The 22,952-nt window shown below is 58.7% G+C and carries 25 protein-coding genes; 11 read left to right on the plus strand and 14 right to left on the minus strand.

The genetic code is table 11. The annotated features are described in order from the left end of the window. Window position 1 precedes the first annotated feature (1 nt). The 6 genes from AC3ITY_RS04215 to AC3ITY_RS04240 all read left to right on the plus strand — a co-directional run bounded on the left by AC3ITY_RS04215 (window position 2) and on the right by AC3ITY_RS04240 (window position 6,250). A complete protein-coding gene (locus tag AC3ITY_RS04215) occupies window positions 2–760 on the plus strand; it encodes a Nif3-like dinuclear metal center hexameric protein (protein ID WP_489307775.1) in 759 nt (252 codons plus the stop codon). 260 nt (window positions 761–1,020) lie between these two features. Continuing rightward, a complete protein-coding gene (cysD, locus tag AC3ITY_RS04220) occupies window positions 1,021–1,938 on the plus strand; it encodes a sulfate adenylyltransferase subunit CysD (RefSeq protein WP_008046199.1) in 918 nt (305 codons plus the stop codon). A 9-nt stretch (window positions 1,939–1,947) separates the two neighbouring features. Beyond that, window positions 1,948–3,846 (plus strand): sulfate adenylyltransferase subunit CysN, encoded by a 1,899-nt coding sequence (gene cysN, locus AC3ITY_RS04225; RefSeq protein ID WP_489307777.1) that lies wholly within the window; start codon window positions 1,948–1,950, stop codon window positions 3,844–3,846. A gap of 486 nt (window positions 3,847–4,332) precedes the next feature. Beyond that, the gene (locus AC3ITY_RS04230) at window positions 4,333–4,878 is read left to right on the plus strand and encodes a hypothetical protein (protein ID WP_489307779.1); all 546 of its coding nucleotides are present in this window, start codon (window positions 4,333–4,335) and stop codon (window positions 4,876–4,878) included. After that, window positions 4,859–5,443 (plus strand): 2OG-Fe(II) oxygenase, encoded by a 585-nt coding sequence (locus AC3ITY_RS04235; protein WP_489307780.1) that lies wholly within the window; start codon window positions 4,859–4,861, stop codon window positions 5,441–5,443. The genes AC3ITY_RS04230 and AC3ITY_RS04235 overlap by 20 nt, the downstream gene beginning before the upstream one ends. Window positions 5,444–5,446: 3 nt before the next feature. After that, the gene (locus AC3ITY_RS04240; protein ID WP_489307782.1) at window positions 5,447–6,250 is read left to right on the plus strand and encodes a hypothetical protein; all 804 of its coding nucleotides are present in this window, start codon (window positions 5,447–5,449) and stop codon (window positions 6,248–6,250) included. Between the two features lie 410 nt (window positions 6,251–6,660). Here the strand turns inward: AC3ITY_RS04240 and yihG are convergent, their stop codons facing one another. The 3 genes from yihG to AC3ITY_RS04255 are packed head-to-tail and all read right to left on the minus strand — an operon-like array spanning window position 6,661 to window position 10,053. Further along, window positions 6,661–7,566 carry a 1-acylglycerol-3-phosphate O-acyltransferase, YihG family gene (yihG, locus tag AC3ITY_RS04245; protein ID WP_489307784.1) on the minus strand — a complete coding sequence of 302 codons (906 nt, stop codon included), beginning with the start codon at window positions 7,564–7,566 and terminating at the stop codon, window positions 6,661–6,663. Continuing rightward, window positions 7,567–9,666, minus strand: a complete 2,100-nt coding sequence (pta, locus tag AC3ITY_RS04250) for a phosphate acetyltransferase (protein WP_489307786.1) — start codon at window positions 9,664–9,666, stop codon at window positions 7,567–7,569. Window positions 9,667–9,726: 60 nt separating this feature from the next. After that, window positions 9,727–10,053: a DUF3565 domain-containing protein gene (locus AC3ITY_RS04255; protein WP_150754392.1), complete on the minus strand. Its 327-nt coding sequence runs from the start codon at window positions 10,051–10,053 to the stop codon at window positions 9,727–9,729. On the opposite strand from AC3ITY_RS04255, the gene AC3ITY_RS04260 reads away from it, so the two are divergent. The 3 genes from AC3ITY_RS04260 to AC3ITY_RS04270 all read left to right on the plus strand — a co-directional run bounded on the left by AC3ITY_RS04260 (window position 10,022) and on the right by AC3ITY_RS04270 (window position 12,431). After that, a complete protein-coding gene (locus tag AC3ITY_RS04260) occupies window positions 10,022–10,507 on the plus strand; it encodes an FKBP-type peptidyl-prolyl cis-trans isomerase (RefSeq protein ID WP_007901600.1) in 486 nt (161 codons plus the stop codon). The two genes, AC3ITY_RS04255 and AC3ITY_RS04260, sit on opposite strands and share 32 nt — an antisense overlap. Before the next feature lie 122 nt (window positions 10,508–10,629). Continuing rightward, window positions 10,630–11,112, plus strand: a complete 483-nt coding sequence (locus AC3ITY_RS04265) for a glutathione peroxidase (RefSeq protein WP_489307787.1) — start codon at window positions 10,630–10,632, stop codon at window positions 11,110–11,112. A gap of 215 nt (window positions 11,113–11,327) precedes the next feature. Beyond that, a complete protein-coding gene (locus AC3ITY_RS04270; protein WP_489307789.1) occupies window positions 11,328–12,431 on the plus strand; it encodes an NADH:flavin oxidoreductase in 1,104 nt (367 codons plus the stop codon). A 119-nt stretch (window positions 12,432–12,550) separates the two neighbouring features. On the opposite strand, the gene AC3ITY_RS04275 is transcribed toward AC3ITY_RS04270, so the two are convergent. Together AC3ITY_RS04275 and cysZ are read right to left on the minus strand one after the other, a co-directional pair. Next, complete coding sequence (locus tag AC3ITY_RS04275) at window positions 12,551–13,750, minus strand: glycosyltransferase family 4 protein (protein WP_489307790.1); 1,200 nt, start codon at window positions 13,748–13,750, stop codon at window positions 12,551–12,553. A gap of 36 nt (window positions 13,751–13,786) precedes the next feature. After that, complete coding sequence (cysZ, locus tag AC3ITY_RS04280) at window positions 13,787–14,539, minus strand: sulfate transporter CysZ (RefSeq protein WP_489307791.1); 753 nt, start codon at window positions 14,537–14,539, stop codon at window positions 13,787–13,789. A 315-nt stretch (window positions 14,540–14,854) separates the two neighbouring features. Here cysZ and trxB point away from each other — a divergent pair, with 315 nt between their 5' ends. After that, window positions 14,855–15,811 carry a thioredoxin-disulfide reductase gene (trxB, locus tag AC3ITY_RS04285; protein WP_218429324.1) on the plus strand — a complete coding sequence of 319 codons (957 nt, stop codon included), beginning with the start codon at window positions 14,855–14,857 and terminating at the stop codon, window positions 15,809–15,811. A gap of 187 nt (window positions 15,812–15,998) precedes the next feature. On the opposite strand, the gene AC3ITY_RS04290 is transcribed toward trxB, so the two are convergent. The 7 genes from AC3ITY_RS04290 to AC3ITY_RS04320 all read right to left on the minus strand — a co-directional run bounded on the left by AC3ITY_RS04290 (window position 15,999) and on the right by AC3ITY_RS04320 (window position 20,567). Continuing rightward, the gene (locus AC3ITY_RS04290; RefSeq protein ID WP_489307793.1) at window positions 15,999–17,249 is read right to left on the minus strand and encodes a 2-aminoadipate transaminase; all 1,251 of its coding nucleotides are present in this window, start codon (window positions 17,247–17,249) and stop codon (window positions 15,999–16,001) included. Between the two features lie 260 nt (window positions 17,250–17,509). Then, window positions 17,510–17,848, minus strand: coding sequence for a HopJ type III effector protein (locus tag AC3ITY_RS04295; protein ID WP_489307795.1), 339 nt, complete (start codon window positions 17,846–17,848; stop codon window positions 17,510–17,512). Next, a complete protein-coding gene (locus AC3ITY_RS04300) occupies window positions 17,841–18,137 on the minus strand; it encodes a DUF1244 domain-containing protein (RefSeq protein WP_046040093.1) in 297 nt (98 codons plus the stop codon). The genes AC3ITY_RS04295 and AC3ITY_RS04300 overlap by 8 nt, the downstream gene beginning before the upstream one ends. Window positions 18,138–18,240: 103 nt before the next feature. Next, the gene (gene folX / locus AC3ITY_RS04305) at window positions 18,241–18,612 is read right to left on the minus strand and encodes a dihydroneopterin triphosphate 2'-epimerase (RefSeq protein ID WP_007970304.1); all 372 of its coding nucleotides are present in this window, start codon (window positions 18,610–18,612) and stop codon (window positions 18,241–18,243) included. 2 nt (window positions 18,613–18,614) lie between these two features. Beyond that, entirely contained in the window at window positions 18,615–19,175 is a 561-nt protein-coding gene (folE, locus tag AC3ITY_RS04310) for a GTP cyclohydrolase I FolE (protein WP_223455605.1), read from the minus strand. Window positions 19,176–19,195: 20 nt separating this feature from the next. Next, on the minus strand, window positions 19,196–19,906 hold the full coding sequence (gene folM, locus AC3ITY_RS04315; RefSeq protein ID WP_489307797.1) for a dihydromonapterin reductase: 711 nt from the start codon (window positions 19,904–19,906) through the stop codon (window positions 19,196–19,198). Window positions 19,907–19,997: 91 nt separating this feature from the next. Next, entirely contained in the window at window positions 19,998–20,567 is a 570-nt protein-coding gene (locus tag AC3ITY_RS04320) for an antibiotic biosynthesis monooxygenase (RefSeq protein ID WP_489307799.1), read from the minus strand. Between the two features lie 224 nt (window positions 20,568–20,791). Here AC3ITY_RS04320 and AC3ITY_RS04325 point away from each other — a divergent pair, with 224 nt between their 5' ends. Beyond that, on the plus strand, window positions 20,792–21,751 hold the full coding sequence (locus AC3ITY_RS04325; RefSeq protein ID WP_489307801.1) for a MerR family transcriptional regulator: 960 nt from the start codon (window positions 20,792–20,794) through the stop codon (window positions 21,749–21,751). Window positions 21,752–21,754: 3 nt separating this feature from the next. Here AC3ITY_RS04325 and AC3ITY_RS04330 read toward each other — a convergent pair whose 3' ends face one another. Together AC3ITY_RS04330 and AC3ITY_RS04335 are read right to left on the minus strand one after the other, a co-directional pair. Next, complete coding sequence (locus tag AC3ITY_RS04330; RefSeq protein WP_150727404.1) at window positions 21,755–22,360, minus strand: hypothetical protein; 606 nt, start codon at window positions 22,358–22,360, stop codon at window positions 21,755–21,757. A 54-nt stretch (window positions 22,361–22,414) separates the two neighbouring features. Further along, complete coding sequence (locus AC3ITY_RS04335; RefSeq protein ID WP_150727403.1) at window positions 22,415–22,891, minus strand: PAS domain-containing protein; 477 nt, start codon at window positions 22,889–22,891, stop codon at window positions 22,415–22,417. Between the last annotated feature and the right edge of the window lie 61 nt (window positions 22,892–22,952).

The raw sequence follows: 22,952 nt of genomic DNA on the forward strand, positions 1-22,952 counted from the left end.
CATGGCCGTCGCCCTGAGCACCCTGGTCGAAGAAGCCGACCGCTACCTCAACAGCGCCAGAATCGCCGATTATTGCCCCAACGGCCTGCAGGTCGAGGGGCGGCCGCAAGTGATGCGCATTGTCAGTGGGGTCACCGCCAGCCAGGCCTTGCTCGATGCGGCCGTGGAGGCCAATGCCGATCTGGTGCTGGTGCACCATGGCTACTTCTGGAAAGGCGAGAACCCGTGCATCACCGGCATGAAGCAGCGCCGCCTGAAGACCCTGCTCAAGCACGATATCAGCCTGTTGTCCTATCACCTGCCGCTGGACCTGCACCCGGACGTCGGCAATAACGTGCAGCTCGCGCGGCAACTCGACATCACCGTCGAAGGTCCGCTGGACCCGGGCAACCTGAAGATTGTCGGCCTGGTCGGCTCGCTGAACGAGCCGATGATGCCCCGGGATTTCGCCCGCCGCGTCCAGGAAGTGATGGGGCGTGAGCCGCTGTTGATCGAAGGCAGTGCCATGGTCCGCCGCGTCGGCTGGTGCACCGGTGGTGGCCAGGGTTACATCGATCAGGCCATTCTGGCCGGCGTCGATCTGTACCTCAGTGGCGAGGCTTCCGAGCAAACTTTCCACAGTGCCCGGGAAAACGACATCAGCTTCATTGCCGCCGGTCATCATGCCACCGAGCGCTACGGCGTTCAGGCGCTGGGGGATTATCTGGCGCGGCGCTTTGCGCTGGAGCACATCTTCATCGATTGCCCGAATCCGATCTGACGAAACGCCATCCCTGTAGGAGCGAGCTCGCTCGCGATGAACCTGAGAACACCGCGGGGTGTCAGGCTCCCAGCGTTATCGTTGACGACCATCGCGAGCATGCTCGCTCCTACAGGGGAACGCGTTTCGCCCAAACGCGGGGGCATATTCATATGCTCTTTCGATCTAGTTGGTGTCCTGATTAGAAGAGGTCGCTGTGCTAGGATCCCCGCTCGAACACGGCCCGCTGGCCGTTCATAAGAAAGCTTTCGTGAGTAGCCATGGTCGACAAACTGACGCATCTGAAACAGCTGGAGGCGGAAAGCATCCACATCATCCGCGAGGTGGCCGCCGAGTTCGACAACCCGGTGATGCTGTACTCCATCGGTAAAGACTCCGCCGTGATGCTGCATCTGGCACGCAAGGCGTTCTTCCCGGGCAAGCTGCCGTTTCCGGTGATGCACGTCGACACTCGCTGGAAATTCAAGGAGATGTACAGCTTCCGCGACAAGATGGTCGCCGAGCTGGGCCTCGACCTGATCACCCACGTCAACCCGGACGGCGTGGCGCAGGACATCAACCCGTTCACCCACGGCAGCGCCAAGCACACCGACATCATGAAGACCGAGGGCCTGAAGCAGGCACTCGACAAGTATGGTTTCGACGCAGCATTCGGCGGCGCCCGTCGCGATGAAGAGAAATCCCGCGCCAAAGAGCGGGTGTACTCGTTCCGCGACAGCAAGCACCGCTGGGATCCGAAAAACCAGCGTCCCGAGCTGTGGAACGTCTACAACGGCAAGGTCAACAAGGGCGAGTCGATCCGCGTCTTCCCGCTGTCGAACTGGACCGAGCTGGACATCTGGCAGTACATCTACCTTGAAGGCATCCCGATCGTTCCGCTGTACTTCGCCGCCGAGCGTGAAGTCATCGAGAAGAACGGCACGCTGATCATGATCGACGACGAGCGCATCCTCGAACACCTGAGCGATGAAGACAAAGCGCGCATCGTCAAAAAGAAAGTGCGTTTCCGTACCCTTGGTTGCTACCCATTGACGGGCGCGGTGGAGTCCGAGGCCGAAAGCCTCACGGACATCATTCAGGAAATGCTCCTGACGCGAACTTCCGAGCGCCAGGGCCGTGTCATCGACCACGATGGTGCAGGCTCGATGGAAGACAAAAAACGTCAAGGTTATTTCTAAGGGGCTGTCATGTCGCATCAATCTGATTTGATCAGCGAGGACATCCTCGCCTACCTGGGCCAGCACGAACGTAAAGAGCTGCTGCGCTTTCTGACCTGCGGTAACGTCGACGACGGCAAGAGCACCCTGATCGGGCGCCTGCTGCACGACTCCAAGATGATCTACGAAGATCACCTGGAAGCGATCACCCGCGACTCGAAAAAAGTCGGCACCACCGGCGAAGACATCGACCTGGCATTGCTGGTCGACGGCCTGCAGGCAGAGCGTGAGCAGGGCATCACCATCGATGTCGCGTACCGCTACTTCTCCACCGCCAAGCGCAAATTCATCATCGCCGACACTCCCGGCCATGAGCAGTACACCCGCAACATGGCCACCGGTGCCTCCACCTGTGACCTGGCGATCATCCTGGTCGACGCCCGTTACGGCGTGCAGACCCAGACCCGTCGCCACAGCTTTATCGCCTCGTTGCTGGGCATCAAGCACATCGTCGTGGCCATCAACAAGATGGACCTCAAGGACTTCGACCAGGGCGTGTTCGAGTCGATCAAGGCCGATTACCTGCAGTTTGCCGAAGGCTTGAAGATGAAGCCCACCACGATGCACTTCGTGCCGATGTCGGCTTTGAAGGGCGACAACGTGGTGAACAAGTCCGAGCGTTCGCCGTGGTACACCGGCCAGTCGCTGATGGAAATCCTCGAGACCGTTGAAGTGGCGGGCGATCGCAACTTCACCGACCTGCGTTTCCCGGTGCAGTACGTCAACCGTCCGAACCTGAATTTCCGTGGCTTCGCCGGTACCCTGGCCAGCGGCATCGTCAAGAAAGGCGACGAAGTCGTGGTGCTGCCGTCGGGCAAGAGCAGCCGCGTGAAGTCCATCGTCACCTTCGAAGGTGAGCTGGAGCACGCAGGTCCTGGTCAGGCTGTCACGCTGACCATGGAAGACGAAATCGATATCTCCCGTGGCGATCTGTTGGTTCACGCCGACAACGTGCCGCCGGTGACCGACAGCTTCGAAGCGATGCTGGTGTGGATGGCTGAAGAGCCGATGCTGCCGGGCAAGAAATACGACATCAAACGCGCCACCAGTTACGTGCCGGGCTCCATCGCCAGCATCGTCAACAAGGTCGACGTCAACACCCTGGAAGAAGGTCCGGCCAGCGCGTTGCAGCTGAACGAAATCGGCAAGGTCAAGATCGCGCTCGATGCGCCAATTGCCCTCGACGGTTACGACAGCAACCGCACCACCGGCGCCTTCATCATCATCGACCGCTTGACCAACGGCACCGTTGGCGCGGGCATGATCGTCGCCCAGCCTTTGGCCCATGGCACCAGCACGCACCACGGCAAACTGGCCCACGTCGCCACCGAAGAGCGCGCACAGCGCTTCGGCCAGCAACCGGCCACCGTGTTGTTCAGCGGCTTGTCGGGCGCGGGCAAAAGCACCCTGGCGTATGCGGTTGAACGCAAGTTGTTCGACCTGGGCCGTGCGGTGTTCGTACTCGATGGCCAGAACCTGCGTCACGACCTGAACAAAGGTCTGCCACAGGATCGCGCCGGGCGTACCGAGAACTGGCGTCGTGCCGCGCACGTTGCGCGTCAGTTCAACGAAGCTGGTCTGCTGACCCTCGCTGCGTTCGTTGCCCCGAGTGCCGAAGGTCGTGAACAGGCCCGGGAACTGATCGGCAAGGACCGTCTGCTGACGGTCTACGTCCAGGCTTCGCCGACGGTCTGCGCCGAGCGTGATCCGCAAGGTTTGTACGCGGCAGCCGGGGATAACATCCCGGGCGACTCCTTCCCGTACGACGTGCCGCTGGATGCCGACCTGGTGATCGACACCCAGTCCGTGTCGCTGGAGGAAAGCGTCAAGCAAGTGCTGGCTCTGCTGCGTGAGCGTGGTGCGATCTAAGGCAATAGCAGCGGCAAGCTTCTAGCTTCAAGCTGCAAGGAAAAGCCCGCAGACAAGTGATTGTCTGCGGGCTTTTTTGTGTCTGTTCCGACGCTTTCGCGGACAAGTCGGATCGCGATGAGACCCTTGCAACCAACTCACTTGCTGGCTGGATATTCCCAATGCGCGCCGCGAAAGCATTCGGCAATTAGGTGTGAATTGCCAGCGGCTTTAGCGCTTGGGAAAGGGACTACAGGGATATCGGAAATGGGTAAGTTATATTTATTTGCATTGAGGGATATTGTCTTTAGTAGATGCGAGGCTGAAGTCGTCTGAGTTTTAATGAATCGACTGCGCATGAATAGATACTGGAAATAGCCGTGCTGCATTTGCTGTGCGCGTTAGTGGTTTTGATTTGCTTGAAAATTACGCCACATATTGCGCAGAAAGAAGTCGATTGGATCAAGTGTCAGATGAGTCGCCGTTGGTAAATTTTTGTGGGGGTGTATGCGTACTAAAATTTTCCCTCCAGGATATGTTGCTAGCTTGGGTGAGGTTGTTTTTTGTGTGGTCATGTTTTTTTGTCTGGTTCTTGCCTCGGTTTATATGCTTCGCCAAGTAAGGGATGTTCCTCCGTTGCCAAAAAATCTTGTTTTGGAGAGTGCTTATATTTATAGGGGTGTTTCGCAGTCAAGGAATGAATCATATTTGTATCTGACAGTTGGGCTGGGTGATGATGCGTACAATTACACTATTGTTGCTCGTAGTAGTGATATACGGTATTTGGATTTGAATAAGTCAAGAAAGCTTTGGGTTGCTATTGACTCAGAGCGAAGGGATCCGTTTGTTTGGTGGGTTTATGATTTTGATACCAGTGTAATTATTAGTCGTAAGGATATAGTGGGTTGGGCGAGGTATAGCAATGGTGGAAGCTACTTAGTGGCTATTTGGTGGGCTGTATCATCGCTATATTTTGTTTTGATAATTTTTCGGAACGGTGTTTGGAGTAGAGTTGTGGCGAAAAGGAAAGCGTATGAAAATAGAGAAGATTGAGGGTGAGATATATGTAATTGACGATTTTCTCACAGCAAGCGAAGAGGTTGGTATAAATCTTCAGCTTAAAGGTGCTGTCTGGAGATACAACTGGCCGAATTATGAGGTGCTTCCTTTCGTTAGACCGTGTTGGCACGTATTCATAGCGGGTAAAGGCCGTCCGGAGCGCCAATCCTGCCTGGAGGAATTGAGTGACAATGAATCGTGGCGCTTTCTGATCGGTTTTTGGGAGCGTGTTTCGAACTTACATGATTTTGATATTACATTGTTAGGTGTTTATGCAAATGGCCAGACGTTTGGGCAGGACACCATTATTCATCGCGATAACAAGACTCATCCAGGGCTGACTGTCATTATTTTCGGTAACGAGCACTGGCCAACCTCCTGGGGCGGCGAGCTCGTTTTCTATGATGACACGAAAGAAAACATTATTAAGGCTGTACTACCGAAATCTCGTCGAGTAGTTATATTCGATGGGCGAATTCCACACTCTGCACGATCACCTTCCGTGAAGTGTGATCAGGTGAGAATGACACTTGCGTTTAAAACTGTGATAAAGGGGTGATATATGGCTGGGAAAGCCGAGATATTTGTAGGCGTCGTAAGCGATGGAGTGACTGTAGGTTCAGGTGCAACTGCGATATCAGACCAGTTCTTGGTTAACGCAACCGGGATGGTGTTGTTAAACCAAGCTGCGCAAACGGGTGCTGTAATAGCCAGCGTGACGTCAGTCACCAAGCTAGCAGGTCCATATGTGCCGATTGTGAGTATGCCTGCCAATGTAGTTGCGGGTACCATTACCTTTCTAAAAATAGGTGTGGATATCAGGGATGGTGCGGGGTTTGAAAAAGGCGATGTTATAAGTCTTGTGGGGAATGTAGCAGGTGTAATCGCCACCATGGCTGTTTTGGCAGCCGCACCGTTTGTAGTTGTTGCGGGTGCAAGTTTTTTTTCGATAGGGGCTGGTCTGTATTCTATTCACCAGTCAAAAGTGTTTGAAAGTCTCTCGCTAAATGCTGCGGACTTCTTTAGGGATAACCCTGCGGATAGCTACGCTGATTATGTCTGGGCGCCCGATATGAAACTCGTGCATAGAGATATCATGGGAGCGTCATACAATAATCATATGCTTTCATTCAATTGGTCGTCTGAGACCGGGGAGTTGGTGCCTTCGGCATTTTCTACAGTCAGTGAAAATAGTGGGGGTGGGGGTTTTGTTCCGCCCACAAATCCGGTGCTTCCGGTTCCTCCTCCCGAGATAGTTCCAACAGTTACCATTGGTCCCCTTGAGTTTGGTAATGGAAATGCTGGCGCAGACGATAACGGCGATGAGTATGGATGCTGCACTGGAGGGAGCGATGGTTATGTGTAGCGGTACCCATATATAGATATCTGTTCTTTGTTTTTGTCTTCCGATTTTCAGTAAAAATTTAATACGTACTTTTCAGTCTTGAGAGCTAAGCCTGGGTCAGGCTGGACTTAGGAGTGCGCTGGTGTGTGGGTGATCGTCAGCTTTGCCGCGTGGAATTGAGTTCGGTTTCGGTGGAGTAAGGCGTCAAGCAAGTGCTGGGCCTGCTGCGTGAGCGTGGTGCGATCTAAGCGTTAGCCAGTAATAAAAAAACCGCCGATGAGTGATCATCGGCGGGTTTTTTTGTGTCTGGAAATCAGTCAAAACAAACACTGAACCTGTGGGAGCGAGCTTGCTCGCGATAGCGGCGGATCAGTCGACATCGATATAGAATGCCAGCCAGCAATCGCGAGCAAGCTCGCTCCCACAGGGGGTCAGTGTTGCTTTGGATACTCGCGATGCATCTGTTCCAGCAACGCATCCTTGTCCTGCCACAACTGGTTGATCCAGCCCTGAAACTGCAGGCGGTACTCGCCGTCCTGGTCGTAGTTTTTGCCAATGAACTGCGGCGGAATCTTCAGGTCTTCAAAGTGCACCACGACGTCCGCAACGTTCCCGCACAACAAATCCCAAAAACCAGGACGCCCGGCTGGGTAGTGGATGGTCACGTTGACCAGGGATTCAAGCTGCTCGCCCATCGCATCCAGCACAAAGGCAATGCCACCGGCCTTTGCCTTGAGCAAATACTTGAACGGTGACTGCTGCTGGGCATGCTTGCCCTCGGTGAAGCGCGTGCCTTCGACGAAGTTGAAAATGCCCACCGGGTTGTCGCGAAATTTCGCACAGGTCTTGCGGGTGGTTTCCAGGTCCTTGCCTTTCTTCTCCGGGTGCTTCTCCAGATAGGCCTTGGAGTAGCGCTTCATGAACGGAAAGCCCAACGCCCACCACGCCAGACCGATCACCGGAACCCAGATCAGCTCCTGCTTGAGAAAGAACTTCAGCGGCTGAATGCGCCGGTTGAGCACGTATTGCAGCACCAGGATGTCCACCCAGCTCTGGTGGTTGCTGGTGATCAGGTACGAGTGTTGATAGTCGAGGCCTTGCAGGCCGCTGATGTGCCAGCGCGTGCGGCGTACCAGGTTCATCCAGCCTTTGTTGAGGCTGATCCAGGCTTCGTGGGTATGGCTCATCAGCCAGCCCGCGAGGCGCTGGGTGAGGGCGAACGGCAGTACCTTGACGAGCGCCACGCAGAACAGGAACGAGCAGAGCAGAATCGTGTTCAGTGCCAACAGCAGCGAGGCGATCACGCCCCGCAGCGGAGCAGGTAGGAAGTCCAGCATCTACACATCCATAGGTCGGTTGGCGGCTTGGATCGCGGTCAGGGCGATGGTGTAGACGATGTCATCGACCTGCGCGCCGCGTGGCAAATCGTTCACCGGTTTGCGCAGGCCTTGCAGCATCGGCCCGAGGCTGACGCAGTCGGCGCTGCGCTGCACGGCTTTGTGGGTGGTGTTGCCGGTGTTGAGGTCGGGGAACACGTACACCGTGGCACGACCGGCCACCTGACTGTTCGGCGCCAATTGCCTGGCCACGCTTTCGTTGGCCGCGGCGTCGTACTGCAAGGGGCCGTCGATCAGCAGCGAGTGCTGTTGTTCGTGGGCGAGCAGGGTTGCTTCGCGGACCTTCTCGACTTCTTCGCCGCTGGCCGACTCGCCGCTGGAGTAGCTGATCATCGCCACCCGTGGCGTGATGCCGAAGGCGGCGGCCGAGTCAGCGCTTTGCAGGGCGATCTCGGCCAGTTCGCTGGCGCTCGGATGCGGGTTCATCACGCAGTCGCCGTAGACCAGCACCTCTTCCGGGAACAGCATGAAGAACACCGACGACACCAGGGTGCAGCCCGGCGCCGTTTTAATCAGCTGCAGGGCCGGGCGGATGGTGTTGGCGGTGGTGTTGATCACGCCCGACACGAGGCCGTCGACTTCATCCAGGGCCAGCATCATGGTGCCGATCACCACGGTGTCTTCCAGTTGTTGCTCGGCCATCGGCGCGTTGAGGCTTTTGCTTTTGCGCAGCGCGACCATCGGCTCGACATAGCGTTCGCGGATCGAGTCCGGATCGATGATTTCCAGTCCCGGTGGCAACTCGATGCCCTGTGCGCGGGCGACGGCCTGCACGTCCTCGGGCTTGGCCAGCAACACACAGCGAGCGATGCCACGGGCCTGGCAGATCGCGGCGGCCTGTACGGTCAGCGGCTCGCTGCCTTCGGGCAGCACGATGCGCTTGTTGGCCGCCTGGGCGCGCTGGATCAATTGATAGCGGAAAACCGCTGGCGACAGGCGCATCTCCCGTGGCGTGCCGCAGCGCTGATGCAACCAGTTGGCATCGAGATGGCCGGCGATGAAATCGGTGATGATTTCGGCGCGCTCGCGGTCGTCGATGGGGATTTCCTTGTTCAGGCCATTGAGCAGGTTGGCGGTGTCATAGGAGCCGGTACTCACCGACAACACCGGCAACCCGGCCTGCAGGGCGCCGCGGCAAAGATCCATGATGCGTGGGTCGGGCAGGGTGTCGCTGGTCAGCAGCAGGCCGGCCAGCGGCACGCCGTTCAAGGCCGCGAGGCTGACGGCGAGGATGATGTCGTCGCGGTCGCCGGGGGTCACCACCAGCACGCCGGGCTTGAGCAACTCCACGGTGTTGCGCATGGTGCGGGCGCAAATGATGATCTTGGTCATGCGCCGGGTTTCGTAATCGCCGGCGTTGAGCACTTGCGCACCCATCAGGTCGGCGACGTCGCGGGTGCGCGGGGCGTTCAGTTCCGGCTGGAACGGAATGCAGCCGAGCAAGCGGAAATCGCCGCTGCGCAGCAACGGCGAATGCTCCTTCAGGCGGGTGGCGAAGGCTTCCATGCTTTCGTCGGTCTTGACCTTGTTGAGGATCACGCCGAGGACTTTCGGGTCCTTCGGGCCGCCGAACAATTGCGCCTGCAACTCGACGCGGCCGGAGAGTTCGGTCAGCACTTCATTTTCCGGTGCCGAGACCAGGATCACCTCGGCGTCGAGGCTCTTGGCCAGGTGCAGGTTGACCCGCGCGGCGTAACTGGCGCTGCGGGTCGGCACCATGCCTTCGACGATCAGTACGTCCTTGCCGATGGCCGCCTGCTGATAAAGGGCGATGATTTCTTCGAGCAATTCATCGAGCTGACCGTCGCCGAGCATGCGCTCGACATGGGCCAGGCCCAGCGGCTGAGGCGGTTTCAAGCCGTGGGTACGCGCCACCAGTTCGGTGGAACGCTCCGGGCCCGTGTCGCCCGGATGTGGTTGGGCAATCGGCTTGAAAAAGCCGACCTTGAGCCCGGCCCGCTCAAGGGTACGCACCAGCCCAAGGCTGATGGAGGTCAGACCCACGCCAAAATCGGTGGGCGCGATAAAAAAAGTTTGCATGCGGATTCTCTGAAGGAGCATGGCAAAGGCGATCATCTATATCTGACGATCTACCGAAATTCAGTCGCCAAGGTTATCGCTAACCGAGCCTTGTGCGCACCAACCACAATCAAAGGGTTGGCCTATTTTTTCCTGGCGCTGCGCAGGGTCCATGACCCAGGCGCGTGATTGCCATGGCGGCTGGTGCCGCAGGTGTTGGGTGTGGCCGCAGGAAAGCTCGGCCACCCAGTGGCCGTCCTCGTCCTGATGGAAGCCTGTGATCGTCGAATCCCGTCTGTCCGGGTTGTGTTCGCTTTCGGACGATTGCTTCGCTAAACTTGGCCTTTCAATCTTCTTATGCAAAAGGTCTCGCCCCATGCTGATCGCCGCCAATAAGGCTGTCTCCATCGACTATACCCTGACCAACGACGCTGGTGAGGTCATCGACAGCTCCGCCGGCGGCGCGCCGCTGGTCTACCTGCAAGGCGCAGGCAACATCATCCCGGGCCTGGAAAAGGCTCTGGAAGGCAAGGCTGTCGGCGACGAGCTGACCGTAGCCGTTGAACCGGAAGACGCTTACGGCGAATACGCTGCCGAACTGGTCAGCACCCTGAGCCGCAGCATGTTCGAAGGCGTCGACGAGCTGGAAGTGGGCATGCAGTTCCACGCTTCCGCTCCGGACGGCCAGATGCAGATCGTGACCATCCGTGATCTGGACGGCGACGACGTCACCGTTGACGGCAACCACCCGTTGGCCGGTCAGCGCCTGAATTTCCAGGTCAAGATCATCGACATCCGTGACGCCAGCCAGGAAGAAATCGCTCATGGTCACGTCCATGGCGAAGGTGGCCATCACCACTGATTTCTGCGCTAAGCTCAGATAACTGGAGAGGCGCCCTGTGGGCGCCTTTTTAGTCTGCGGCTGTCCCTGACGACACCGCCAAGTGGCTGTTTCGAGAAGAACACGGGAATCTGGAGTACGCCATGAGTGCTTTTCACGACCTTAAATTGACAGCCCTGGATGGACAGGAGCTACCTCTGGCGCCTTTCAAAGGCCAAGTCGTACTGGTGGTCAACGTCGCCTCCAAATGCGGCTTGACCCCGCAGTACGCGGCGCTGGAAAACCTCTATCAGCAATACAAGACCAAAGGCTTCAGCGTGCTGGGCTTGCCGTGCAACCAGTTTGCCGGGCAGGAACCGGGGACCGAACAAGAGATCAAGGATTTCTGCAGCCTCAACTATGGCGTGACGTTTCCGTTGTCCAGCAAACTGGAAGTCAACGGGCATGATCGTCATCAGTTGTACCGCTTGCTGGCGGGCGAGGGCGCGGAATTTCCCGGCGACATCACCTGGAACTTCGAGAAGTTCCTGCTGGGCAAGGACGGCCGTGTACTGGCTCGGTTCTCGCCACGTACGGCGCCGGATGATCCGACCATCGTTCACGCGATTGAAAAAGCGCTGAGCTGATTCCCCCCTGTAGGAGCGAGCCTGCTCGCGATGGACGTCAACGATAACGCTGCAAGCCTGATACGGCGCGGCGTTCTCCAGTCCATCGCGAGCGAGCTCGCTCCTACAATATTTCCTATCTTTTGGTCCTTAATCACTGCAATCAATAGTGCTGTTCAAAGCGACGCTCACTCCATATTATCACCGTCATAAAGTTACTTCCCGTGGAGCGTCCCATGCCCGTCAAAGCCCTGTTCAAACCGTTCCACCTCGGCACCCTCGAACTGCCAACCCGCGTCGTCATGGCGCCGATGACCCGTTCCTTTTCCCCGGGCGGCGTGCCTAATTCCAAAGTGATCGAATACTACCGTCGTCGCGCCGCTGCGGGCGTCGGCCTGATCATCACCGAAGGCACCACCGTCGGTCACAAGGCGTCCAATGGTTATCCAAACGTTCCGCATTTCTACGGTGAAGCGGCCCTGGCCGGCTGGAAGAAAGTCGTCGACGCCGTTCACGCCGAAGGCGGCAAGATCGTTCCGCAGCTGTGGCACGTGGGCAGCGTGCGCCGTATCGGCACCGAGCCGGACGCCAGCGTGCCGGGTTATGGCCCGTCGGAAAAAGTGAAGGAAGGTCAGGTCGTGGTGCACGGCATGACCAAACAAGACATCCAGGATGTGATCGCCGCGTTCGCCCAGGCCGCCAAGGATGCCCAGAGCATCGGCATGGACGGCGTGGAAATCCACGGTGCCCACGGTTACCTGATTGACCAGTTCTTCTGGGAAGGCAGCAACCAGCGCACCGACGAATACGGCGGCAACCTGGCCAACCGTTCGCGCTTCGCCATTGAATTGATTCAGGCCGTGCGTGCCGCGGTCGGTGAAGGTTTCCCGATCATCTTCCGTTTCTCCCAGTGGAAGCAGCAGGACTACACCGCACGTCTGGTGCAAACCCCGGAAGCCTTGGGCGAGTTCCTCAAGCCGTTGGCCGACGCGGGCGTGGATATTTTCCACTGTTCGACCCGCCGCTTCTGGGAGCCGGAGTTCGACGGTTCCGAGCTGAACCTTGCCGGCTGGACCCGCCAACTCACCGGCAAACCGACCATCACCGTGGGCAGCGTCGGCCTGGATGGCGAGTTCCTGCAATTCATGGTCAACACCGACAAGGTCGCGCAGCCGGCCAGCCTGGAAAAACTACTGGAGCGCCTGAACAACGACGAGTTCGACCTGGTGGCGGTCGGTCGTGCCTTGCTGGTGGACCCGGACTGGGCGCAGAAAGTGCGCGACGGCCGTGAGGAAGACATTCTGCCGTTCAGCCGTGAGGCGTTGATGACGCTGGTTTAAGCGGCGACTGGGCTGACGCTATCGCGAGCAGGCTCGCTTCCACAGGGGATTTGTGTACGACACAGAACCAATGTGGGAGCGGGCTTGCCCGCGAAGACTGACTCAAGAACACTGCAAAATCAGGGAACAATCGGTGTATTCGGCACCACCATCTCCCCGGCACACGCCCCGCGCAACTGTCCCTCGAACTGTTCGATAATCGTCGCCCAACCCTGGCGACTGGCATGCTGGCGCGCATTGAGCCTCACATTACGCAAGGCTTCCCTTTCCTCCAGCAGCCATGCCGCTGCATCGCAGAACGCTTCTTCATCCCCTGGCATCGCCAGCACGCCGTTGTAGCCATGACGAATATGCTGGGCCGCCGCCGCCTGATCGTAGGCCACCACGCCGAGCCCCGAGGCGAGTGCTTCAAGCACCACATTGCCGAAGGTTTCAGTCAGGCTCGGAAACAGAAACACGTCACCCGAGGCGTAGTGACACGCCAGGGCTTCACCCCGTTGGGCGCCGCAGAAAATCGCCTCGGGCATTTCGTTTTCCAGTTCCTGGCGCTGCGGGCCGTCGCCGACCACGATCAGTTTCAGCATGCGCTGGGGATAACTCGCCTTGAGGGTATTGAAGGTGCGCTTGAGCAGGCCGAGATTCTTTTCCGGGGCCAGGCGTCCGACATGAATGACGGCGATGTCTGCCTCGGCCAGTCCCCATTGCTCACGCAGGGCATTCAAGCGTTTGGCCGGGTGAAACAATTCGCTGTCGACCCCTCGGGATAGCAACGCCAGTCGCTCGAAATGGCGTCGCTCCAGTTCCATGCGCTGGCTGACGCTGGGCACCAGGGTCATGGTCGAGCGGTTGTGGAACCAGCGCAGGTAGTGAGTCAGCAGGCGCGTGAGTAAACCTAGCCCGTACTGATTGGAGTACTGCTGGAAATTGGTGTGGAAACCGCTGACCACGGAAATCCCCAGTCGCCGTGCCGCACGCAACGCAGAGAGACCCAGCGGGCCCTCGGTGGCGATGTAGAGCACATCCGGGCGGTGACGCGTCCAGCGCCGCAGCAGTTTGTGCATCGACGACTGACCCCATTGCAGGCCGGGATAGCCCGGCAGTGGCCAGCCGCGGCACAGCAGCAATTCATCGTCGCTGCCCAACTGCTGATCGCAGCCCTGACGCGGTCGCACCAGCTCCACTTGATGCCCGCGTGCGCGTAAACCGTCGCACAAGCGACCCAGGGTATTGGCCACGCCGTTGATTTCCGGTGGGAAGGTTTCGGTGATCAGGGTGATATGCAGAGCTGTCGTCATGACCCCAGTGTCGACCGGGGCCATGTCGTCAGTGTGACGTCAGGATGATGGATTTGTGACTTAGCGCTGGGTCACCAGGTTTTCCGCGCCGCGTTCACGCACCCAGAACAGCGTCGCCCCGGCCACGGCCGCCGGCATCATCAGGATGTTGACCACCGGGATCAGCAGCACCAGGTACACGCTGCCGCCGAAGCTCATGCTCTGCCAGCGCTTCTGCCGCAGCCAGGCGAGCATCTCGTTCCAGCCCAGCTTGTGGTTGTCCGCCGGGTAGTCGATGTACTGGATCGCCATCATCCACACCCCGAACAACAGCCACAGCGGCGCGGCGATGATGTTCACCACCGGGATGAACGAGAGGATGAACAGCCCGATTGCCCGGGGCAGGAAGTAGCCGAGCTTGCGCATTTCCCGGGACAGGGTGCGCGGGATCATCGCGATCAGCTCGCCCCAGCTGAAGGCCGGGAAGTCATCGGTGCCGCGCACCACCACTTCGACTTTCTCCGCGAGGAAGCCGTTGAATGGCGCGGCAATGACGTTGGCGAGCATGGTGAAGGTGAAGAACACCATCAACACCACCAGCACCACGAACAATGGCCAGAGGATGTAGCTGAGAAAGCTCAACCAGTGGGGAAGGGACGGCATCAAGGTGTCGACCCACAGGCTGAATTGATGACCGGCCAGGTAGATCAATCCGACGAACAGCACCAGGTTGATCGCCAGCGGCAACAGCACAAACAAACGCAGGCTGGGGCTCAGCACCAGCTTGAGGCCTTCGCGCAGGTATTGCGGGCCGGACAGAACAGGGGCGGGCATAAGAGGCTCCGAGCAGAGGGAAAACGCGCCGACCTTACCGGCTTTGCTTCACAGGCGAAAGCGCGGCAGTGGTATCGACATTCACTGTAACAAAGACGTCGATATCGTCGGTCAGATGGCATAGAGACCACCTATGAGCTGGATTGTTAAACCGTATTTCCTTAATCTTCGCCCCCTCGATACGCTGCACCCAATCTTTTTACAGGACGGTCGGGTTCAAGCCTTCCCCAAGTGCTTTCAACCGTTCTTTTTTATTCCAGCCGGCAATCCGGCGTTCCGCGCCAGGTATTCCGGGCCGGTCAACAGGAGCAGGTCATGTCTGAAGTCCGTCATTCGCGAGTGATTATTCTCGGTTCCGGCCCTGCCGGTTACAGCGCCGCAGTCTATGCCGCCCGTGCCAACCTCAAGCCACTGCTGATCACCGGCATGCAAGCCGGCGGTCAACTGACCACCACCACCGAAGTCGACAACTGGCCGGGCGACGTCCACGGCCTGACCGGTCCGGCGCTGATGGAGCGGATGCGCGAGCACGCCGAGCGCTTTGAAACCGAGATCGTGTTTGATCACATCAATGCTGTCGACTTCGCTGCCAAGCCGTACACCCTGACCGGTGACAGCGCGACCTACACCTGCGATGCCCTGATCATCGCCACCGGCGCCAGCGCTCGTTACCTGGGCCTGCCGTCCGAAGAAACGTTCATGGGCAAAGGCGTTTCGGCCTGCGCGACCTGCGACGGTTTCTTCTACCGCAACAAGCCGGTTGCCGTGGTCGGCGGCGGCAACACCGCTGTTGAAGAAGCCCTGTACCTGGCCAACATCGCCAGCAAGGTGACCTTGATCCACCGTCGCGAGACTTTCCGCGCCGAGAAGATCCTGATCGACAAGCTGAATGCCCGCGTTGCCGAAGGCAAGATCGAGCTGAAGCTGAACGCGACCCTGGACGAAGTGCTGGGCGACAACATGGGCGTGACCGGTGCCCGCCTGAAGAACAACGACGGCAGCTTCGACGAAGTGAAAGTCGACGGCGTGTTCATCGCCATCGGCCACACTCCGAACACTTCGTTGTTCGAAGGCCAGTTGACCCTGAAGGACGGCTACCTGGTTGTGCAGGGCGGCCGTGACGGCAACGCCACTGCCACCAACCTCGAAGGTATCTTCGCCGCCGGTGACGTGGCTGACCACGTGTACCGTCAGGCCATCACCTCCGCTGGCGCCGGTTGCATGGCGGCACTGGATGCCGAGCGTTACCTCGACGATCTGCAGAACGCTTGATTCTGCTTTCGTCGAAATGAAAAAACCGGCTTCGGTCGGTTTTTTTGTGCCTTCGAAAAATGCGATGACCTTGTAGGAGCGAGCCTGCTCGCGATTGCGGTGATTCAGTCGACATCAATGTTGAATGAAAAATCGCCATCGTCGGAACGCCGCCCGGAGCAGGCTCGCTCCTACAGGGATTGTGCGTTCAAATCAGTTTTGCCAGGCACGCCTCAAGAATATCCAGCCCTTCCTCCAGCACCGCAGCCTCAATGGTCAACGGCGCCAGCAGGCGGATGATATGACGAGATTTGCCACTGGGCATCAGCAGCAGACCCGCATCCCGCGCCATGGCCAGCAGTTGGGTCAATTGAGCCGGTGCGGGCGAGCCATCGGCGTTGATCAGCTCGATACCACGCATGGCACCGACACCGGTCAGGCGTCCCAGGTACGGCGTCAGGTTGTTCGCACGCCAGGTTGCATGGCGGCCGACAATCGCTTCTTCCTGTTGGGTGCCCCAGGCATGCAGGTTGGTATCGGTCATTTCGTCCAGGGTTGCCAGTGCCGCTGCGCAGGCGATGGGATTGCCGGAGTAAGTGCCACCGAGTCCGCCCTTGGGCAAGTTGTCGAGCAGCGACTTGCGCCCGACCACCGCACCCAGTGGCACGCCGCCGGCGATGCTTTTACCGAGCAGGATCAGGTCCGGCTCGATGCCCAGTCGCGAGAACGCGAAGCGCTGGCCAGTACGGCCGAAACCGGACTGGATTTCATCGGCGATCAGGACAATGCCCTTGTCGTCGCAGAACTTGCGCAGCGCTTGGGCGAACTCGACCTCCATGGCCAGAAAGCCCGCTTCGCCCTGCACCGGTTCGACGATAAAACAGGCGACGTCTTCAACATCAATCTCGACGCTGAACAGGCGCTCCATGGCTTTGAGGGCCTCGGTACAGGTGACGCCGTTGTCCTGGCTGGGGAAGGGCAGGTGAAACACCGGCCCCGGTAGCACGCCTACTTTCTGTTTGTAGGGTGCGACTTTGCCATTGAGGTTGAGGGTGGCCAGCGTGCGGCCGTGGAAGGCGCCGTCGAAGGCGATGACCGCGCTGCGTCCGGTGGCCCCGCGGACAATCTTCAGGGCGTTTTCCGCCGCTTCCGCGCCGCTGTTGGTGAGCATGCCGCTGACCGGGTAACCCACCGGCATGAACGCGCTGAGGCGATCCATCAGTTCGAGGTAAGGCACATGGGGTGCAGCGTTGAACGCGTAGTGGGTCAGTCGGGTGGCCTGTTCGCGAATGGCCTCGACGATGCGCGGATGGCAATGGCCGAGGTTCAGCACGCCGATGCCGCCGACAAAGTCGATGTAGCGTTTGCCATCGGTGTCCCAGACCTCGGCATTCTTGCCGTGGCTGAGCGTGACAGGGTGAACGATGTTGATCGACTGGCTGATGGTTTCGCTGCGCATGAATGACCGGCTCGGAAAAAGGAGGACTTCTTTTTATCTAAGCCGTGAGCGGTGGTACGGGGCAAACGAAATAAAGTTGCCGGGTCAATCTTAAAAGTCTGGATGTGTTTCTGATCAGTTCCGCGCGGTGAACGCAGAACCTGTAGGAGCGAGCCTGCTCGCGATGGTGGTGAACGATTACGCGTAAACCAGAGGCCCAGCAGTGCTCTTGAGTTTTTCGCGAGCAGTCGTGCGTCGACCGGCTGCTCCTACAATTTAAATCAGCGGCGGGTCAGCGGCTGTTGGGTGAAATTCACACCAGCCAGGCCATGGGCAATCAGCGCCCGAATGTTGCCGTGGTCGCTGCCTTCAGGCGTCGCCAGCACCGAGCGGTAATGCTCGCCGAAAGCCAGCAGGGCTTCTTCATCGCTCAAGCCTTCGAGCAGCGCCAGACCCAGGGTCTTGCACGAGCCTTCGTTCTGCCCTGCCGCGCTTTCCACACCACCGTTGTTGAAGGCCTGAGGCTGGTAGTCGTAACCGGCGGCGATGAACGCGAGTGTGTCGGCGAAGGCGTGTTCGCCGGTCTTGAGGCTGGCGCGCAGGGTGTTCAAATCACTCATTGGGTTTTCCTTTGGCGAACGCCGCTTGCTGGTCGGCGCTGGCTTCTTGCTGATATTGGGCTTTCCATTCGGCGTACGGCATGCCGTAAACCACTTCGCGGGCTTCGTCGAGGCTGACCTCGATCTGGCGGTCGTCGGCCGCGGCCTTGTACCACTTGGACAGGCAGTTGCGGCAAAAACCCGAGAGGTTCATCAGGTCGATGTTCTGCACATCCTTGCGGCTGTCCAGATGGGCCACCAGCCGGCGAAAGGCGGCGGCTTCGAGTTCCAGTCGTTGTTGATCGGTCATAGGTCTCTCTGAGACAGCTTCAAGCTGCAAGCCTCAAGCTGCAAGATGGATGTTCGGTGACCTGTAGCTTACCGCTTGAAGCTTGAAGCTTGAAGCTTGAAGCTTAGCGGCTTGCCGCGAGTGTAATCGACACCGACTCGGCGAATCGCAGCGCGTGGGGCTTGTCGACCTCGACCTCGGCGTAGAGCACCGATGCGTTGGCCATCACCAGGTCGAGAATTTCCTGGGTCAGGCGTTCGAGCAGCGCAAAGCGGTTGCCTTCCACATGGGCGATGATCGCCTTGGTAATGGTCCGGTAGTTCAACGCGTGATCGATGTCGTTGTCCCGGACCGCTTCCTGGGCTGCGTACAGAATGGTCAGGTTGATCAACACATCCTGCTTGTTGAGGATTTCATCTTCATTGATACCGATGAAGGTACGCAGGCACAGGTCTTTGACCCGGATGCGTGCCATGCCTGGTTGAAGTTGTGGCATTGCTACTTGCTCCGTCCAATCAATTGCAGGAACTCCTGGCGGGTGTTGCTCGACTCGCGGAAGGCGCCGAGCATCACCGAGGTGTTCATGGTCGAATTCTGTTTTTCGACGCCGCGCATCATCATGCACATGTGCTGCGCTTCGATGACCACTGCGACGCCGGCCGCGCCGGTCACTTGTTGCACGGCGTCGGCGATTTGCCGGGTGAGGTTTTCCTGGATTTGCAGGCGCCTGGCGAACATGTCCACCAGCCGCGCAATCTTTGACAGGCCCAGCACCTTGCCGGTTGGAATGTAAGCCACATGCGCCTTGCCGATGAAGGGCAGCATGTGGTGTTCGCAAAGCGAGTACAGCTCAATGTTGTCGACGATCACCATCTCATCGTTGTCGGAGGCGAACAGCGCGCCATTGACGATCTCTTCGACACTTTGCTCGTAACCATGGCAAAGGTACTGCATGGCTTTGGCTGCACGCGTCGGCGTATCGAGCAAACCCTCGCGGTCGGGGTTTTCGCCGAGACCGATGAGGATCTCTCGATAATTCTGGGGCAGGGATAACGTCATGGAAAATCCTCGCGGGGCACTTATTTGATGTGCCTTCCGCCGTTGACGGTCAGGGTGGTGCCAGTGACATAAGGGTTGTCGAGCAGATAGCGCAGGCTCTGGTAGATCACTTCGCTGCCGGGCTCGATACCCAGTGCGGATTTTGCCAGCACTTTGGCGCGGTAGGCCGCGTCGTCTTCAGGGTTGAACAGTAGCAGGGCTGGCGCGATCCCGTTGACCTTGATGGCCGGCGCGTACCTGGCGGCGAAGGACAGGGTCAGGCTGTCGAGTCCGGCTTTGCTGGCGCAATAGCCGATGTGCTTGCTGCTGCCCTTGCGGGTCACATCATCGCTGATGTGCACGATGTCGGCGGGGCTTGAGCGTTGCAACAGGTCGGCGCAATGCAGGTTGATCAAGTAGGGCGCCAGCATGTGCACGCTGAACATACGGGTGAATGCTGCTGCGTCGGTGTCCGGCGTTTCGGCCAGCCATTCGGAGGCGTTGTGGACAATCGCCCGTAAACAGTCGGTGTGGGTTTTCAGTTCGCTGATGAAGGCGAGGATCCCGGTCTCGCTGGCGAAGTCCGCGAACACCGCGGTGGCCCCCAGATCGCGCAGGGCTTGTACGCCGGGACGCTCGCTGCGGTAGCTGAAAATCACCCGATGGCCATCTTCCAGCAATCGTCGGGCGCAGTGCAGGCCGACACGCTGGCCTGCGCCGGTAATGAGGATAGGGGCTGCGGAAGAAGTCATGAACGGCTCGCATCGCGGTGAGAGCAAAACTATACCAGCGATGGGAGCGCTCTACCTATTGTGCAAAACGGGCCCGCTCCCACAGGGGTTATCAGCGATTTTGGACGGTGGGCTCTGCGGGCAGGGGTCGCGCTGGCGCACTGTTCAGCCAATTTGCCAGCACACGGGTCGACAACGGAATGAACAGGTAAACCATCAGCGGCGTCAGGCACAGGGTGCTGATGAACACACGGGGCAGTAGCGCCATTTCACTCAACAGCGGCCCCAGCACAAAGTTGAACAGCAGCGAAACCGGAAAGAACGCCAGCCAGATCGCCACGGCCTGTTTCCAGCGCGGCGGGCGTTGACCGACGGCACCGAACCAACCTTCGATACCGCTGACCCGATGTTCTGTCGGGTGGGCGAACAGGTCGCTGCCGCGTCCGAGCCACGCGCTGCGCGAAGCTGAATGCTCCCAGGCGTGCAGGGTCTGCTCGTCGGCGAAGCGGAAGATAATCTGGAATTCGTCATCGCCGGGCGGCGGAGCAAGCACGCCGGAGCCGAGGTAGCCGGGAAAGTCGGTGGCCAGTTGTTCGCCTTCGCGCAACCAGGCGATCAGGTCTTGATAGCGTCCATTGGCAACGCGGCGCGCAACCATCAGCGTGACGGGTGGGGTAGACATTGTGTATCTCCGTAAGGCACTTGCGTCGCTCCGGATAGGAACTTCGCCAGGCACAGCGCCGGGGTGGTGGGCTGAGACTCGAAACAAGCGAGGATTATTCCTGATTCAGTCAATCGCGTCTGCGACGTTTTTCGCTCATTCGTGGCATGGAATTTTTTTACGGAAACTTTACGGGGCAGGGGCGTTAGAATAACGCTCGGACGATACAGAGATGTTTCAACAGGATGCCCATACTTACAGACGTCGCTTCAGGCTCCGCGCAGGCCGTCTCTCTTGAACAGGAAGAACTCTTTCCCATTCGCGAGGTGGCGCGACTGACAGGTGTCAACCCGGTCACGCTTCGAGCCTGGGAACGACGATACGGCCTGATTGTTCCAACACGCACCGATAGCGGGCATCGACTGTATTCGATGTCCGATATTGAGCGTGTCCGTAGCATCCTCGGCTGGATCGAGCGCGGTGTTGCGGTCAGCAGGATCGGCAAGATCCTGGCCAGGACCGAGCCACTCCAGGGGTTGTCGCACATCATCCCCAACAGCCTCGTGGAAGCCGATTACGCGCAGTGGCAGCAGCAGGTCCTTGCGGCGGTCAACGGGTTTGACGACATTCGGCTCGAGCAGGTCTACGGGCAAGTCTTTTCCAGTTACTCCCTGCCGGTGGTGTTCCAGGACATTCTGATCCCCGTCTGGAAGCAGTTGTTGCAACGCCAGGACCAGTTCGGTGGAACCAGCGAGTGGCTGTTCCTGGATGGTTTTCTGCGTTCCCGGGTGGTGCAGCGTCTGTTGTTGCTGCGCGACAAACAGCCGCGTCGTGTGGTCATCTGTGCCCTGGTTGGCCAATGCCGGGAGCTGGAGCTGCTGGTCGCCGCCCTGTTCCTGAGTTCCGGGCCAGTGGCTGTTCGCGTGCTGAACATGGGCCAGCCGTTCGAGGAGCTGGCGCTGACGTGTGAAAGAATCAAGCCCTTGGCGTTGGTGCTGTTTTCCAATCATGCGCCGACTGCCGAGTTGCCACGGCGCTTGAATCGTCTGGCCATGAGTCTGGAGTGCCGATTGTTGTTGGCCGGTGATGCTTGCGACCTGGCACAGGAGAGCCTGGCCGGGTCATCGATCGGTTGCCTGGGCAATGCAGGGGAGGTCATGGGCCAGCGTCTGAAGCAGTTCCTGGCGGGTAATCTGGATACTTGAAGTTCAGAGATGCAGCGCTGGATGCGTCAACCGATGCTGTTGCAGGATGAACTGGCGCAGTCGCTCGGTTTCATCCGTATCGTTCTGGCTCAGCTGATAGGCAAAGAAACCCTGTTCGTTTTCTTTCTCGAAAGTGCCACGCAAGGCAATCCGCTCATAGCCTGACGGACTGAACCACAAGGCGAAATGCTTTGGCGGCTTGGTCTTGTTGCGAACCTCCAGCAGAACCCCTTTGCACGACACTTCGTGTACCCACAGGGTGCCGGGTTGTCCCTTGGCGTTTTCCAGCGCTACCGGTTCATCCAGAACCAAGCGCCAAGGCCGGGCCATCGGCCCGTCTTCATAGATGCTCGGCACACCGAGGCGCAAATGCAGCGCATGAAACTCGTCTTCCACCAAGTGCAGGGGGAAGGTCATTTGCTGGTTTTCGAAGCTGGCTTGAATGGTGACCTGCTCATGGGCCGCCAAGCGGGTGAGCAGGTCACGGATTTGCGACCCACCGTTGACGAGCAGGCTCGACGTCGCGTCCCGCACATTGAGTTGCGGGTTGTGTTGCATGGCCTGGATGAAATCCAGCTCATCCTGGGTCAGGAGCGCGTCGCGTTGCATGGCCAGCTCGAAAGATAGAGTTACAAAGTCATTGGTGATTGTAGTTACTGACCATTAATTCTGAATTTTGTTTTTACCGTTCGTCGCCTTGAACGCGGCAAGCTCGGCCTGGAGTTCAGCCAACTGCCCCTCCAACTGAGCCACGCGCTGTTGCGCCTTGACCTGCACGGTGACGTCTTTCTGCACACCGACAAAGTAGGTTTGCCCGTCCGCCGGATTTTTCACCGTTGAAAGGGACAGCTCGTTCCAGAATGGTGTGCCGTCCTTGCGGTAGTTTCGCAGTATTTCCCGGCAGCATCCTTCACCGTTCAAGGCGTCGCGAATCAGCGGCAGGGCTTCCTGGTCGCGGTCCCCCGACTGCAGGAAGCGGCAATCCTGATAGAGAATTTCTTCGCTGGAGTACCCCGTCAGGCGTTCGAACGCGGGGTTGACGTAGATGAGGATTTTGTCCTGATCACCTTCCTTTTCGGCAATCACGATACCGTCGTTGGAGGCGTTGATCACCATTTGCAGCAGTTGTGCGTTAATCATCGGAGTATCCTTTCCTGATTGATTGTCGATTGCATTCTAAAAGAACAATCACGACCGTGCT

The sequence above is a fragment of the Pseudomonas sp. GL_091 genome, from assembly GCF_057837725.1.

What these genes read in the sequence shown, in the direction of transcription:
- AC3ITY_RS04215 (WP_489307775.1), top strand. Translation starts at nt 2, where the DNA reads ATGGCCGTCGCCCTGAGCACCCTGGTCGAAGAAGCCGACCGCTACCTC.
- cysD (WP_008046199.1), top strand. Translation starts at nt 1,021, where the DNA reads ATGGTCGACAAACTGACGCATCTGAAACAGCTGGAGGCGGAAAGCATC.
- cysN (WP_489307777.1), top strand. Translation starts at nt 1,948, where the DNA reads ATGTCGCATCAATCTGATTTGATCAGCGAGGACATCCTCGCCTACCTG.
- AC3ITY_RS04230 (WP_489307779.1), top strand. Translation starts at nt 4,333, where the DNA reads ATGCGTACTAAAATTTTCCCTCCAGGATATGTTGCTAGCTTGGGTGAG.
- AC3ITY_RS04235 (WP_489307780.1), top strand. Translation starts at nt 4,859, where the DNA reads ATGAAAATAGAGAAGATTGAGGGTGAGATATATGTAATTGACGATTTT.
- AC3ITY_RS04240 (WP_489307782.1), top strand. Translation starts at nt 5,447, where the DNA reads ATGGCTGGGAAAGCCGAGATATTTGTAGGCGTCGTAAGCGATGGAGTG.
- yihG (WP_489307784.1), bottom strand. Translation starts at nt 7,566, where the DNA reads ATGCTGGACTTCCTACCTGCTCCGCTGCGGGGCGTGATCGCCTCGCTG.
- pta (WP_489307786.1), bottom strand. Translation starts at nt 9,666, where the DNA reads ATGCAAACTTTTTTTATCGCGCCCACCGATTTTGGCGTGGGTCTGACC.
- AC3ITY_RS04260 (WP_007901600.1), top strand. Translation starts at nt 10,022, where the DNA reads ATGCTGATCGCCGCCAATAAGGCTGTCTCCATCGACTATACCCTGACC.
- AC3ITY_RS04255 (WP_150754392.1), bottom strand. Translation starts at nt 10,053, where the DNA reads ATGGAGACAGCCTTATTGGCGGCGATCAGCATGGGGCGAGACCTTTTG.
- AC3ITY_RS04265 (WP_489307787.1), top strand. Translation starts at nt 10,630, where the DNA reads ATGAGTGCTTTTCACGACCTTAAATTGACAGCCCTGGATGGACAGGAG.
- AC3ITY_RS04270 (WP_489307789.1), top strand. Translation starts at nt 11,328, where the DNA reads ATGCCCGTCAAAGCCCTGTTCAAACCGTTCCACCTCGGCACCCTCGAA.
- AC3ITY_RS04275 (WP_489307790.1), bottom strand. Translation starts at nt 13,750, where the DNA reads ATGGCCCCGGTCGACACTGGGGTCATGACGACAGCTCTGCATATCACC.
- cysZ (WP_489307791.1), bottom strand. Translation starts at nt 14,539, where the DNA reads ATGCCCGCCCCTGTTCTGTCCGGCCCGCAATACCTGCGCGAAGGCCTC.
- trxB (WP_218429324.1), top strand. Translation starts at nt 14,855, where the DNA reads ATGTCTGAAGTCCGTCATTCGCGAGTGATTATTCTCGGTTCCGGCCCT.
- AC3ITY_RS04290 (WP_489307793.1), bottom strand. Translation starts at nt 17,249, where the DNA reads ATGCGCAGCGAAACCATCAGCCAGTCGATCAACATCGTTCACCCTGTC.
- AC3ITY_RS04295 (WP_489307795.1), bottom strand. Translation starts at nt 17,848, where the DNA reads ATGAGTGATTTGAACACCCTGCGCGCCAGCCTCAAGACCGGCGAACAC.
- AC3ITY_RS04300 (WP_046040093.1), bottom strand. Translation starts at nt 18,137, where the DNA reads ATGACCGATCAACAACGACTGGAACTCGAAGCCGCCGCCTTTCGCCGG.
- folX (WP_007970304.1), bottom strand. Translation starts at nt 18,612, where the DNA reads ATGCCACAACTTCAACCAGGCATGGCACGCATCCGGGTCAAAGACCTG.
- folE (WP_223455605.1), bottom strand. Translation starts at nt 19,175, where the DNA reads ATGACGTTATCCCTGCCCCAGAATTATCGAGAGATCCTCATCGGTCTC.
- folM (WP_489307797.1), bottom strand. Translation starts at nt 19,906, where the DNA reads ATGACTTCTTCCGCAGCCCCTATCCTCATTACCGGCGCAGGCCAGCGT.
- AC3ITY_RS04320 (WP_489307799.1), bottom strand. Translation starts at nt 20,567, where the DNA reads ATGTCTACCCCACCCGTCACGCTGATGGTTGCGCGCCGCGTTGCCAAT.
- AC3ITY_RS04325 (WP_489307801.1), top strand. Translation starts at nt 20,792, where the DNA reads ATGCCCATACTTACAGACGTCGCTTCAGGCTCCGCGCAGGCCGTCTCT.
- AC3ITY_RS04330 (WP_150727404.1), bottom strand. Translation starts at nt 22,360, where the DNA reads ATGCAACGCGACGCGCTCCTGACCCAGGATGAGCTGGATTTCATCCAG.
- AC3ITY_RS04335 (WP_150727403.1), bottom strand. Translation starts at nt 22,891, where the DNA reads ATGATTAACGCACAACTGCTGCAAATGGTGATCAACGCCTCCAACGAC.